The sequence below is a fragment of the Pseudomonas sp. BNK-7 genome, from assembly GCF_048072025.1.
Classification (GTDB): domain Bacteria; phylum Pseudomonadota; class Gammaproteobacteria; order Pseudomonadales; family Pseudomonadaceae; genus Aquipseudomonas; species Aquipseudomonas danubii.
In genome coordinates this window covers 2,615,636-2,628,223 of sequence record NZ_CP182252.1, presented here as the reverse complement: position 1 = coordinate 2,628,223, position 12,588 = coordinate 2,615,636, and the positions used below count along the sequence as shown (strand labels likewise).

Genomic DNA, 12,588 nt, shown 5'->3' with positions numbered 1-12,588 from the left:
CCCAGCTTTTCTGCAGGAGCTGGCTTGCCAGCGAAAGCCTTCTCCAGCCCCCTTCAAACCTCAAGGCCCATTCGCCGGCAAGCTGGCTCCTGCCCGTTGGGCGGCGTCGAGGACCCGCAGCAGATTCCCACCCCAGATCTTCGCCAGATCCGCTTCGCTGTAACCCGCCGCCAGCAGGCGTTCGGTGATTCGCGCCAGCTGCGTCACATCCTCCAGCCCCTGCACCCCGCCGCCGCCATCCCAGTCGGCACCGATGCCCACATGGTCCGGCCCCACCACGTCCAGGATGTGCAGCAGATGGCGCATGTAGTCGTCCAGGCTGGCCCTGGGCTGCGGGTAACGCGCCTCGACCTGACGAATGCGCTCGGCCAGGTCCGCCACCTGCCCGGGGCTCAGGCTCGCCGCCAGGCGAAACTCGCGGTACAGCGGCCCCAGGGCCTTGTCGCGCTCGGGGTTGGGCGCGTGGTTGATCAGGTCGCTGGGAAAGCTGTTGACCTGTACCACTCCGCCCCTGGCCGCCAGCTGGCGCAGGCGCCGGTCATCCAGGTTGCGCGGATGGGCGGTGATCGCCCGGCTGCTGGAATGCGAGGCAATGATCGGCGCCGTGGACAGGGCCAGGACCTGGTCGAATACCTGGTCCGAGGCATGGGACACGTCCAGCAGGATGCCCAGGCGATTGGCCTCGGCCACCAGTTCGCGCCCCGCCGGGCTCAGGCCGTGCCACTGCGGCAGGGCGGTGGCGGAGTCGGCGAAATCGTTGTTGGCCGAGTGCACCAGGCCGAGCATGCGCAGGCCCTGGCGATGGTAAGTGAGCAAGCGCCCGGGATCGGCGGCCAGGGGCTCGGCGTTTTCCATGCTGATGAACACCACGCGCTGGCCACGGGCGATGATCGCCGGTACATCGGCAGCGCTCAAGGCCAGGGCGAAGTCCTCGGGGTGGGCGGCGATCAGGTCGCGAATCCGCGTGAGCACCGCCAGACCATGTTCGCTGGCCAGGGTCCGGCCTTCGGCATTGAGCGGGCCCTGGGGGGTGAAGATGGCCCAGAAGCCGCCGTCCAGCCCGCCCTCTTTCATCCGTGGCAGATCGACCTGGGACAGGTCGTCCCGATAGGCATGGCGCTGGGTGATGTCCCAGCCGGGGCGGGCCAGTTGCATCGGGGTATCGAGGTGGCTGTCGAGCACCGTCAGGCGCTGGTGCAAGGATTGCGCCGGGCTGGCGGCCAGCGCCCAGGGGCTGACCAGCGCCAGGCAGAGCAAGGTTCGAGAAAACATCGGGCCTCCTGGCCAATCAAAGAAATCGCCCCATCGGACCGTAGGAGCTGGCTTGCCAGCGAAGGCGGCCCCGAGATTCTTGCAAGGCTCAAGGGCCCGTTCGCCGGCAAGCCGGCTGCTACAAGGGGTCAGGACCAGTGGAAGCTGCGGTCCCACAGCCCGGAAACATCCAGCTGCTGGGGCAGGACGCCGGCTTCGAAGAACAGGTCGGCCACGTCCTGCTGGGATTTCACCGCCGCGTCGTCCACCGGTTGCAACAGTCGTGGGCCGCTCTGGGCGCGGTATTGGGCCAGGAACACTTCCCGGGGCATGCCAAGAATCTTGGCGCTCTTGGTGGCCCATTCCTCGGGATGGCTGGCGATCCATTGCCAGGCGCGGTACTCGCGCAGGATGTAGTCGGTGATCGCCGCGTGCTTGAGCGGGTCGGCAATGCTGTTCTGGTTGGCGGCGATCACGTAGTTGCCGGACAGGTAGCCCTGGCCGGTCTTCAGCACCCGGGCCCCGGCCCGCAGTTCCGCCAGCTGGATGAAGTAGCCGAAGCTGACCCAGGCATCCAGGGCGCCGTTCTGGAAGGCGGCGAAACCGTCTTGCGGGGTCAGCGCCATGGGCACGATGTCGGCAAAGCCCAGGCCCTGTTCCTTCAGTGCCTTGAGCAGAAAGTAGTGCGAGCTGGTGGAGCGGATGTAGCCGATGCGCTTGCCCTTGAGCTCGGCCACCGACTGCACCGCAGAGCCCTTGGGCACGATGAAGGCCTGGTTGTTGACGTCGCCGGTAAGCACCGCGATCAGTTTCACCGGGGCGTGGTTCTTGATGCCGAAGATCGGCGGGATCTCGCTCATCGGCGAGATGTCCAGGGTGCCGCTGACCAGGGCCTCGAAGCTCAGGTTGCCGCCGGTGAACTCGGCGTACCTGACCTTGTAGGGCGGCGGCTCGATGCCCGCCTCGGCGAAGAAGCTCGGCGCCGCGCCCTTGTAGGTGGCGACATTCAGGGTAACCCCGGATAGATCCACGGCGGCCCCCAGGCCCAGGCGCGGCAAGGCGGCGGCCAGACCGGCCAGGGCCGAGAGTTGGAGAAAGTGACGACGCTGCATGGGCAAGGGTCCTTAATCGAGAAAATCCGGTTCTTCGCGCACGATCCGCTCGCGGTAAGGCTGGAAGCTGAACCAGCCGCCGAACTCGGTGCCGACCTGGCGCGCGGTGTGACGCGCCACCTCGTGAGGGATGAGTCGCGGGGTGCCGGCGGCTTCCGCCAGCAGCTGGGCCTGGGCGGCGTTGTCCATGGCGATGAAGCGCCACACCGCCGCCTCGACGGTTTCGCCCACGGTCAGCAGGCCATGGTTCTGCAGGATCAGCGCCTTGTGCCCTTGCAGCGCGGCGGCGATCCGCGCGCCTTCGCTGGCCTCCAGCACCACCCCGGAGAAGTTGTCGAACAGCCCGTGCTTCTCGTAAAAGGCGCAGGCGTCCTGGGTCAGCGGGTCCAGCAGGCGGCCCAGGCTCGACCAGGCCTTGCCGTGCAACGAATGGGCATGGGCCGCGGCCACCACTTTGGGATGAGCTTCGTGCAAAGCGGCATGAATGGCGAACGCGGCGAGGTTCAGCGCCCCCTCGCCTTCGATCACCGCGCCTTCGGGGTTGACCAGCAGCAGGTCCGACACCCGCACATGGCCGAAATACACCCCCACCGGGTTGACCCAGAAATGGTCCGGGCGCCCCGGGTCGCGCACGGTGATATGCCCGGCGCCACCCATGTCGAAGCCCAGCCGGGCGAACACCCTAAAGGCCGCGGCCAGGCTTTGCTTGCGCTGCCGGCGCTCCAGCTCGACCGTGGCCTGCTGGGGCGGGTGCTCCCAGCGAAACACCGTATGGCCATCGCGGGGCAAGTCATACACCGCGGGACGAAAATGTGCGGTCATGTCCGCTCTCCTTGAAGTGGTCATCGATACCCTGCGCGCAAAGGCCCGCAGGACCTTGCTTGGCGATCTCCCGCCAAACCTGCAGCAACCTTGAGAACCTCGCGTCCCTTCGGGCCGTTCGCAGCCTGCGGCAGCGGCTACACCTATCCCGGCCCGACATGGGCCCTGTAGCCGCTGCCGAGCCTGCGAGGCTGCGCAAAGGCCCGCAGGGCCTTGCTTGGCAATCGCCCGCCGAACCTTCAGCGACCTCAAGCCCCCTGCGTCTCCTGCGGAGCCGTGCGCAGCCTGCGGCAGCGGCTACACGAAGCGCTGCAGGCCAAGGCTGGAACCGTGTGTTAGTAGCCACGCTGGATCTCCACCGGGTTTTCCAGGGGTAAACCATCACTCCAGCGCTGCAGATTGCGCCCCAGCAAGCGGGCGATATTCAGGTAGACCCGTGGCGAATGGGCCGAGGTGTGGGGCGACAGGCGAATCCGCGGGTGGCGATAAAACGCGTGGCCCGCGGGCAGCGGTTCGGGGTCGGCCACATCCAGGCTGGCCAGGCCGATGCGCCCCGTCTCCAGGGCCTGCAACAGCGCCGGCTGATCGATCAGCGCACCGCGAGCGATATTGATCAGGTGCAGCCCCGGCTTGGCCGACGCCAGGACATCGGCATCGATGATGCGCCGGGTGTGCTCGGTCAGGGGCACCGCCAGCAGCAAGTGATCGGCCCGGGCGAACAGTTGATGCAGGTCGGCCACCGGTTGAACCCCGGGCACCTCGAAAGGCTGCGCCGAACGGCGCAGGGCAAGCACCTGCATGCCCAGGGCCTGGGCCTTGGGCGCCAGTTCGCGGGCAATGCTGCCAAAGCCGAACAGCCCCAGGGTGCTGCCGGCCACCGAGGCCAGCGGCCGTGGCTGCCAGTGTTCGGCGCGCTCGATCCACACCTGGGGCAGTTGCTTGGCGGCGGCGAAGATCGCCGCCAGGGCAAACTCGGCAATGCTCTCGGCGGTGCTGCCCCGGGCACTGGCCACCGGCAGATCCTGGAACAGCCAGCGGGGAAAGTAGTCCAGGCCCGAGGTCACCAATTGCACGAAGCGCAGGCCGAAGGGCCAGCCCGCAGGCGGCTCTGGAGCATCACGAAAATCGGCATGGGGCGCCGCCAGCAGCACCTGAACATCCCCGGGCAGATCACTGGGCAGTCCTCGGGGCAGGCTCAGCACCTCGACGCCTGGCAGCGACTGGCGCAGTTGCTGGTTGAAGCCCTCGTCGAGCTGGCTGGCAATGCGCGTCACACCTGGGCTCCCCGGCTGGGCAAGGCAAAGGCGGCGCGGCCCACGGCGCCAAGGATCGCGTCGTTCTGCGGCGTGTGAATCCGGCTGCACAGCACATCACGGTAATGCCGCTCGATGGGGTTGCCCCGGGCCAGCCCGGGATTACCGATGGCCTCGATGCCCAGCTCCACGGCGCTGATGGCGTTACTGGTCACCAGGTACTTGATCTGGGTCGCCTCGCCCGGGGCGATCCGCCCTTCGGCGGCGGCATCGAGCAGCACCCGATTATTGAACAGCAAGGCATCGATGCGCCCGATCAGTTCCTGGAAACGCGGCAGGCTCGACAGCGGCGCGCCAAGGTTGGCCGGGACGCGCTGGGCCAGCCAGCCCAGCAGCCAGTCGCGGGCGGCCCGGGCCACGCCGTCATAGATCGCCGACAGCAGCACCGCCAGCCAGAGCACACCCTTGCTGTCCAGTTCGGAAGGACGAGGAACGTTGGCCGGCTGGATGTCCACCGCCTGCTCCAGGGGCACGAACACGTCGTCGAAGATCACGTCGTGGCTGCCGGTGGCGCGCATGCCCAGGTGGTCCCAGGTTTCCTCGACGCGGATGCCGGGGCTGTCGCGGTGCACCAGCCAGGTGCCCACCTGCGGCTCGGCATCGTCGCTACGAGCCCAGACCGCCAGCCAGGTCAGCCCGGGAATGCCGGTGGAGTAGATCTTGCGCCCATTGAGCCGCCAGCCACCTTCGACCCGCTGCGCCAGGGTCGCGGGCAAACCGCCACGGGCCGGGGTGCCGAGGTCCGGCTCGACCCGCAGCGCATTGATCAGGGCGCCCTCTTGCACCGCCTCGCGCGCCACGCGCTGGCGCAGGTGCAGGGGCCAGGCGCTGTTCTGTTGCAGGCGGGTGTGCTGCAGGTACTGCATCACCAGCACCAGCGCGGTGGAAGGTTCGCCCCGGGCCACGGCGCCGATCACCCGCCGCGCCTGGGCCAGGGTCGCCTCGCTGCCACCCAGGGCCCGGGGCACGGTCAGGGCCAGCAGGCCATGCTGGTGCAGGCGCTGCAGGTTAGCGTGGGGAAACTCGCTGTGGCGATCGTAATGGGCCGCGGTGGCGGCGAACTCCTCGCTCAACTGCTGCAGCAGGTCGGCGAACTCGCTGGAGTCCGGATCAGGGACGGGACGGGACACGGACGAAGACGGTTGCACGCTGGAAAGGCTCATCGGCTGGCAGTCCTGCTCAAGGGGTGGGAGATGTCGACGGCCGGCTCGGCCTCGGTTTCCACGCCCAGCAGTTGCAGCAACCGCGCACGCAGCGGCTGGAACCCCGGGGCGGACACCTGGCGCGGACGCGGCAGGCGGATCGGCAGTTGTTCGGCGATTTGCCCGTTGGCCAGCACCAGCACCCGGTCGGCCAGCAGCAGCGCCTCGTCGACATCGTGGGTCACCAGCAGCACCGCCGGGGTGTGCGCCCGCCACAGGCGGATGATCAGTTGATGCATGCGAATCCGGGTCAGGGCATCGAGGGCGGCGAAGGGTTCATCCAGCAGCAACAGCTGCGGCTCGCGCACCAGGGCCCGGGCCAGGGCCACGCGCTGGGCTTCGCCGCCGGACAGGGTGCCGGGCCAGGCGCCCAACCGATGGGCCAGCCCGACCTCGCCCAGCGCCGCCTCGGCCCGCTCGCGGACCCCAGCCCCACGCACGCCCAGGGCAACGTTGCGCCACACGCGCTTCCAGGGCATCAAGCGTGGTTCCTGGAACACTGCGGCCATGGCCGAAGGCACCTGCAACCGGCCCTCATCGATGGGTTCCAGCCCGGCCAGGGCCCGCAGCAAGGTGGTCTTGCCCGACCCGCTGCTGCCCAGCAGGGCGACGAACTCCCCCGGGGCGATGTTCAGGTCCAGGCTGTCGAGTACCGCCTGCCCGGCAAAACGTCGGGTCACCCCACGGCATTCGACGGCGGCGCGCACGGGGCCCGGCTGGGGCAATGACACAGTCATGGTCAGTTCCTGATAAAGGTCGGGCGCCAGGCCAGGGCGCAACGTTCGAGGCCGCGCACCAGCCCGTCGATGCCCAGGCCGAGCACGCTGTAGACCAGGAGGCAGATGACGATCACATCGGTGCGCATGAAGTCCCGGGCGTCATTGACCAGGTAGCCGATGCCGGCGCTGGCGTTGATCTGCTCCACCACCACCAGCCCCAGCCAACTGATGCCGAAGGCGTAGCGCAGGCCGACGAAGAACGCCGGCAAGGCCCCGGGCAGGATCACGTGGACGATCAGTTCCCAGCGCTTGAGGCCGAGCAGGGTCGCCGCCTCCAGCAGCTTGGGGTCCAGGCTGCGGATGCCGGAAAACAGCGTCAGGTAGATGGGAAAGGTGGTGCCCAGGGCAATCAGGGCGATCTTCGGCGTCTCGCCCACGCCGAACCAGAGAATGAACAGCGGCACGATGGCCAGGAACGGCAGGGTGCGCAGCATCTGCATCGGCGAGTCGATGGCGATCTCGCCGCGCCGCGACAGCCCCGCCAGCAGGGCCAGGACAGTGCCCAGGCTGACGCCGATGGCCAGGCCGCTGAGGGCGCGCTTGAGGGACACCCACAGATGCCCGCCCAGCTCGCCACTGCCGAGCATCTGCCACAGGGTGTCGCCGATGGTGCTGGGGGCGGCGATGATCCGCGCCGGCAACAGCCCGCTGCGGGAAGCCAGCTCCCAGAGCAGCAGCAACAACAGCGGGCTGATCAGGCGCAGCGACAGATTGCCGAGGAACTTCACTCCGGGACGCTCGGTCCAGCGGGCATACAAGGAAAGCGGGGCTTGCGCAGGCATTTCAACATCCCTATTTCAGCGCGTTCGAGCCCCATGCTAACTACATAAAAAACGTCCGTGAAATTCGTTTTGGTTCTAACTTAATATACAAAAATTGCATTCAGCAAATAGATATATATGCAAACAAAGGATAAACCCGTAGACGTCGGCTTGCCGGCGAAAAGGCCGTAGAGCCTTGTGCCGCCTTTGCCGGCACCTTCGCTGGCAAGCCAGCTCCTACCGCCGATTTGTGCCGCCCCCGCGGCTAGCCGACGCGAGCGGCGACCATTTCGCCGAACAGACTCACCGGCTCCTGCAGGTTGCCGAGGAAGCGCGGGTGGATCAGCCACAGGTCGATCACCGGCTTGAAGTCGCTGACCGGGACGATCTCCAGCTTGTCCCGGTGGCTGCTGTTTTCCAGCAGCGGCAGCGGCACCAGACCGTAACCCAGGCCATTGGCGATCAGCCCCAGTTGCAGCTCGGTGCCGAAGGTTTCCAGGTTGATCTGCAAGGTCAGGCCCTGGGCGCTCAAGGCCCGTTGCAGGCCGGCCCGGAAACCGCAGCCATCGGGATTCAACACCCAGCCGCGCTGGTAACAGTCGGCCAGCTTGCACGAGCGCTTGCGCACCTCGCCCTTGGCCGCCACCACCACCAGGTTCATGCTGCCCAGGGAGCGCCCCACCACCCCTTCGGGGAACACCTTGCCGGCGGGAAACAGCGCGGCCACCACGTCCAGCTCACCGTTCTCGACCTTGCTCAGCAGGTGGCTGCCCCAGCCGGTGGCCACTGAGGTCTGCAACTGCGGATAGAGGTTCTTCAGCTGGCTCAGGGCATCCAGTAGCACCACGTCGCCAATGGTCTGCGGCACACCGATGCGCAAGGCGCCGCTGGGGGCGCCGTCATTGGCCACCAGCTCGTTCAGGGCATCGATGCTGCGCAGCACTTCCAGGCACTGGCCGTAAACCCGCAAGCCCATGCTGGTGGGCTTGAGCGGCTTGGTGTTGCGGTCCAGCAACTCCACCCCCAGGGCTTCCTCGAAATTCTGCACCCGGCGGGTGATGGCCGGCTGGGTCAATTGCAGAGCATCGGCCGCTTGGCTGATGGTCTGGCAGCGGATCACCGCCACGAACGCGTTCAGATCATCTATCTTCATTCTTTTTTCGCATAATAAATGACTGGAAAAATGTTCGAGAAGAATAATACCTTTTAGCTCGCCCGTGTAGTTCGCGTCATTTGCCTTGTGTCCACGGAGGGAGCCCATGCCCCACAACGCCGCAACAGTCGCTATCGATACACCCAACTTCGCCCGCCTGCGGGACTTCATCGCCGCCCTGGCCGAGCTGCTGGACGGCCATCCCGACGAGGCCCGAATACTGGAGCACGGCGCCGACCTGCTGCAGCGCCTGGTGAGCCAGGACGACTGGCTGCCCGATGATTTCGCCCAGCCGGACCCGCAGCGCTACCAGCAATTCCTGCTGCATGCCGACTCGCGCCAGCGCTTCTCCATCGTCAGCTTTGTCTGGGGTCCGGGGCAGCGCACGCCGATCCACGATCACCGGGTCTGGGGGCTGATCGGCATGCTCCGCGGCGCCGAAGACTCCCAGGGGTTCGAACGCCTGGCGGACGGCCGCCTGCAACCTGCGGGGGCTCCGATTCGCCTGGTACCGGGGCAAGTGGAGGCGGTGTCGCCGCGCATTGGCGACATCCATCAGGTGAGCAACGCCTACGCCGACCAGGTGTCCATCAGCATCCATGTGTACGGCGCCAACATCGGCGCGGTACGACGGGCCGTGTACACCGCCGAAGGTCACGAGAAGCCCTTTGTCTCCGGTTATTCCAACCGCTTGCTGCCTAACCTCTGGGACTTGTCGAAGGAGCCCCTGCAATGACCGATTTCCCTACCCGCAGCCCGGCGCAGATCCGTCAGGCCCTGCTCGAGCGCCAGGAACTGGCGCTGATCGATGTCCGCGAAGAGGCGCCCTTCGCCGAAGCCCACCCGCTGTTCGCGGCCAATATCCCGCTGTCGAAACTGGAGCTGGAGGTCTATGCGCGCATCCCCCGGCGCGACACCCCGATCACCCTCTATGACCAGGGCGAAGGGCTGGCCCAGCGCGCCGCGACCCGCCTGGGGCAACTGGGCTACCGCGACGTCGCCCTGCTCGAAGGCGGCCTGGAGGGCTGGCGCGCCGCCGGTGGCGAGTTGTTCAAGGACGTCAACGTCCCCAGCAAATCCTTTGGCGAACTGGTGGAAGCCGAACGTCATACCCCATCCCTGGCCGCCGAAGAACTCCAGGCGCTGCTCGACCAAGAGGCCGACCTGGTGGTACTGGATGCCCGGCGCTTCGACGAGTACCAGACCATGAGCATCCCCGGCAGCACCAGCGTGCCCGGCGCCGAACTGGTGCTGCGGGTGCGTGAGCTGGCCCCCGATCCACGCACCCGAGTGGTGGTCAACTGTGCCGGACGCACCCGCAGCATCATCGGCACACAGTCCCTGGTGAACGCCGGCATTCCCAATCCGGTGGCGGCACTACGTAACGGCACCATCGGCTGGACCCTGGCCGGACAGAAACTGGAGCACGGCCAGAACCGCCGGTTCAAGGCGGTGAATGAGGACCAGCGGGCGCAGGCGCAAACAGCAGCGCGGGCGGTCGCGGATCGGGCTGACGTGGCACGCATTGACCTCGCCCAATGGCGGCGCTGGCAGGCCGATCCCAAGCGCACCAGCTATCTGTTCGATGTACGCACTCCGGAGGAATTCGCCGCCGGACACCTGCCGGGAGCTCGCTCCACGCCCGGGGGACAACTGGTGCAGGAAACCGATCACTTCGCCAGCGTTCGCGGTGCGCGCCTGGTGCTGGTGGACAACGACGGCGTGCGCGCCAACATGAGCGCGTCCTGGCTGGCCCAGATGGGCTGGCAGGTGGCAGTACTCGACGGCCTGCGCGACAGCGACTTCAGCGTGCGCGGTCCCTGGCAGGCGCCGCTGCCGGATACCTCGCCGGCCGAAGAAATCAGCCCTCGGACCCTCGCCGCCTGGCTAGAGAAACCCGGCACCCTGGTCCTGGATTTCACCGCCAGCGCCAACTACGTGCAACGTCATATCCCCGGCGCCTGGTGGGCCCTGCCCAGCCAACTGCAGGAATCCCTGGCCCGGTTGCCCCAGCCCGAGCGGTTTGTCCTGACCTGCGGCAGCAGTCTGCTGGCGCGCTTTGTGGTGCCACAATTACAGGCCCTGACCCAGCGTCCGGTGTTTCTCCTGAGCGGTGGCACCGCGGCCTGGATCGACGCCGGCCTGCCCTTGGAGGAAAGCCGCCAGCAACTGGCCGCGCCACGGATCGACCGCTACCGCCGGCCCTATGAGGGCACCGACAACCCAAGGGAAGCCATGCAGGGTTACCTGGACTGGGAGTTTGGTCTGGTAGAACAACTGCGGCGCGACGGCACCCACGGTTTTTTCGTGATCTGAGCCTTAGTGGGGGCTTTCGCTGGCACGCCAGCTCCTACAGGCCTGCTTCCCCTTGTAGGAGCCGGCTTGCCGGCGAAGAGGCCGCAAGCCTGGCATCGCTCGCCAGGTCGCCTTCGCTGCAGGCCCGCTCCTGCGAAGAGGGGTATTTCGGACGCGTAGGCGGTGCCGGTTGATCGTCAATCTGCCCAAGTGACAAATAGCAATAATTCTCGATATCATTCGCGACCTTGTGCTCACCGCGTCGTCAAGAAGGATATCCATGTCTCGCTCCAAGACCGACTCTGCGTCGGCGGACTCTGTTCGCGGGTTCTATGCGGACATCCTGCATTTCCTGCGTAAACGCACGGACAACGCCAGCGACGCGGCGGACATGACCCAGGACGTGTTCACCCAATGGCTCGATTACCGTGATCGGGCCCAGGTCGAGCAGCCCCGGGCCTTCCTGTTCCAGATGGCGCGCAATCTGTTGCGCGATCATTGGCGGCGCCAGCAAGTGCGCTCCAAGGTGCACCACGAGGCCCGCCACGAGGAAAATTTCGACAGCGAGCCCCTGGCCGACGAACAGCACGAGCCGCTGCCCGCCGCCCAGCGCCTGCAACGCCTGGAACAATTGAAAGAAGTCCTCGCTCAACTCTCGCCGCGCCGCCGCGAAGCCCTTATGCTGCACCGCTTCGAAGGGCTGAGCCAGGCGCAGATCGCCGAACGCATGGGGATTTCCGTGAGCATGGTGGAGAAACACATCGCCTTTGCCCTGCTGCACTGCAAGCAGCACCTACAACGAGAAAATGGCAAGGAGCAGCCTGAATGACCCGCTTTCCCGGCACTCACGACGACCTCGACAGCGAGCAGATCGATGCCCAGGCCGCCAGCTGGTTCGCCCGTAACCGCAATGATCCGGACCGTGCCACGCGCAAGGCCTTCGAGAGCTGGGTCAGTGAACCGGCCCATGCCCGGGCCTACGCCGAATTCGAGGAGCTGTGGGACGACCTGGCGCAGCTGCAACAACTGAGCCGCCCGGTGCCACTCCCCCGGCGCAAGGCGCCGCTCTGGCGCCCGGCCCTGGCAGTGGCCGCTGCTTTGCTGTGCGCGGTACTGGCGGCCAACCTGGGCACGCCCCAGGCCCCCTACCGGCAGCAGATCGCGGCCCAGGAACAGGGAGCGCGAGCCTTCAAGCTGCCGGACGGCAGCACTTTGTACGTCAATGCCAATACCCAGGTGAGCGTCGATTTCAGCGCCCATCAGCGCAACATCTACTTGCAGGCGGGCCAGTTGTACCTGGAAGTCGCCGCCGACAAGGAGCGTCCGCTGTGGGTGCACAGTGGCGAGGCCAAGGTCCGGGTGGTGGGCACCGCTTTCGACGTGCGGCGCGGCCAGCGCCAACTGGTAGTCAGCGTAGCCCACGGCCAGGTGGCCTTCAGCCCGGACGGCAAGCCCGGGGAGCTGACCCTGCTGGGCGCTCGGCAACAGGCCACCTATGACCTGCAAAAAGGCACCTTGCGCCAACAGACCCTGGACCGCGACGAGGTGGCCGACTGGCGCAGCGGGCGCCTGGCCTTTCGCAACCGCGACCTGGCCAGTCTGGTGGACGAGTTGAACCTGTACCGCCAGCAACCGGTACAACTGGCCGAGGGCCCGCTGGCTGCCTACAAGGTTTCCGGCAACCTCGACGTCAACGATCCGGATGCCCTGGTCAAGGCTCTACCGGCCCTGATCCCGGTGAAAACCCGGGTCCAGGCCAACGGTCAGCTGAAGATCGAAGCCCGCTAATTTTTTATATGAGAATATTTTGCATTCGCATATGAGGTTTTTTTTCACTGCCGCGTCTTCCTCCTGTCTGCGATCTGTCCGCAGCGCCTTTTTGGCCTTTAAGCCGCTCTGG

The 12,588-nt window shown here is 66.7% G+C and carries 12 protein-coding genes; 4 read left to right on the top strand and 8 right to left on the bottom strand.

What is annotated here, in order from left to right:
* Positions 1-60 precede the first annotated feature (60 nt).
* The 8 genes from ACMGF8_RS12250 to ACMGF8_RS12215 all read right to left on the bottom strand — a co-directional run bounded on the left by ACMGF8_RS12250 (position 61) and on the right by ACMGF8_RS12215 (position 8,393).
* Complete coding sequence (locus ACMGF8_RS12250; protein ID WP_207167196.1) at positions 61-1,272, bottom strand: dipeptidase; 1,212 nt, start codon at positions 1,270-1,272, stop codon at positions 61-63.
* A gap of 128 nt (positions 1,273-1,400) precedes the next feature.
* Positions 1,401-2,363 carry an ABC transporter substrate-binding protein gene (locus tag ACMGF8_RS12245; protein ID WP_060837934.1) on the bottom strand — a complete coding sequence of 321 codons (963 nt, stop codon included), beginning with the start codon at positions 2,361-2,363 and terminating at the stop codon, positions 1,401-1,403.
* Between the two features lie 12 nt (positions 2,364-2,375).
* Entirely contained in the window at positions 2,376-3,185 is an 810-nt protein-coding gene (locus ACMGF8_RS12240) for a class II aldolase/adducin family protein (protein WP_207167195.1), read from the bottom strand.
* 335 nt (positions 3,186-3,520) lie between these two features.
* Entirely contained in the window at positions 3,521-4,459 is a 939-nt protein-coding gene (locus tag ACMGF8_RS12235; protein WP_207167194.1) for a D-isomer specific 2-hydroxyacid dehydrogenase family protein, read from the bottom strand.
* Positions 4,456-5,661: an acyl-CoA dehydrogenase family protein gene (locus ACMGF8_RS12230; RefSeq protein WP_207167193.1), complete on the bottom strand. Its 1,206-nt coding sequence runs from the start codon at positions 5,659-5,661 to the stop codon at positions 4,456-4,458. Before ACMGF8_RS12230 ends, ACMGF8_RS12235 begins: the two co-directional genes overlap by 4 nt.
* Positions 5,658-6,437, bottom strand: coding sequence for an ABC transporter ATP-binding protein (locus ACMGF8_RS12225; RefSeq protein WP_115581763.1), 780 nt, complete (start codon positions 6,435-6,437; stop codon positions 5,658-5,660). The genes ACMGF8_RS12230 and ACMGF8_RS12225 overlap by 4 nt, the downstream gene beginning before the upstream one ends.
* Positions 6,438-6,439: 2 nt before the next feature.
* A complete protein-coding gene (locus ACMGF8_RS12220; protein WP_207167192.1) occupies positions 6,440-7,261 on the bottom strand; it encodes an ABC transporter permease in 822 nt (273 codons plus the stop codon).
* Positions 7,262-7,505: 244 nt separating this feature from the next.
* Positions 7,506-8,393 (bottom strand): LysR family transcriptional regulator, encoded by an 888-nt coding sequence (locus ACMGF8_RS12215; protein ID WP_092320280.1) that lies wholly within the window; start codon positions 8,391-8,393, stop codon positions 7,506-7,508.
* A gap of 106 nt (positions 8,394-8,499) precedes the next feature.
* Between ACMGF8_RS12215 and ACMGF8_RS12210 the strand changes: the two genes are divergently transcribed.
* The 4 genes from ACMGF8_RS12210 (at position 8,500) to ACMGF8_RS12195 (ending at position 12,476) form a co-directional block, all read left to right on the top strand.
* A complete protein-coding gene (locus ACMGF8_RS12210; RefSeq protein WP_102861539.1) occupies positions 8,500-9,129 on the top strand; it encodes a cysteine dioxygenase in 630 nt (209 codons plus the stop codon).
* The gene (locus ACMGF8_RS12205) at positions 9,126-10,709 is read left to right on the top strand and encodes a rhodanese-related sulfurtransferase (protein WP_250329243.1); all 1,584 of its coding nucleotides are present in this window, start codon (positions 9,126-9,128) and stop codon (positions 10,707-10,709) included. Before ACMGF8_RS12210 ends, ACMGF8_RS12205 begins: the two co-directional genes overlap by 4 nt.
* Positions 10,710-10,968: 259 nt before the next feature.
* Positions 10,969-11,517 (top strand): RNA polymerase sigma factor, encoded by a 549-nt coding sequence (locus tag ACMGF8_RS12200; protein ID WP_102861537.1) that lies wholly within the window; start codon positions 10,969-10,971, stop codon positions 11,515-11,517.
* Positions 11,514-12,476: a FecR family protein gene (locus ACMGF8_RS12195; protein WP_416759771.1), complete on the top strand. Its 963-nt coding sequence runs from the start codon at positions 11,514-11,516 to the stop codon at positions 12,474-12,476. The genes ACMGF8_RS12200 and ACMGF8_RS12195 overlap by 4 nt, the downstream gene beginning before the upstream one ends.
* The last annotated feature ends 112 nt before the right edge of the window (positions 12,477-12,588 follow it).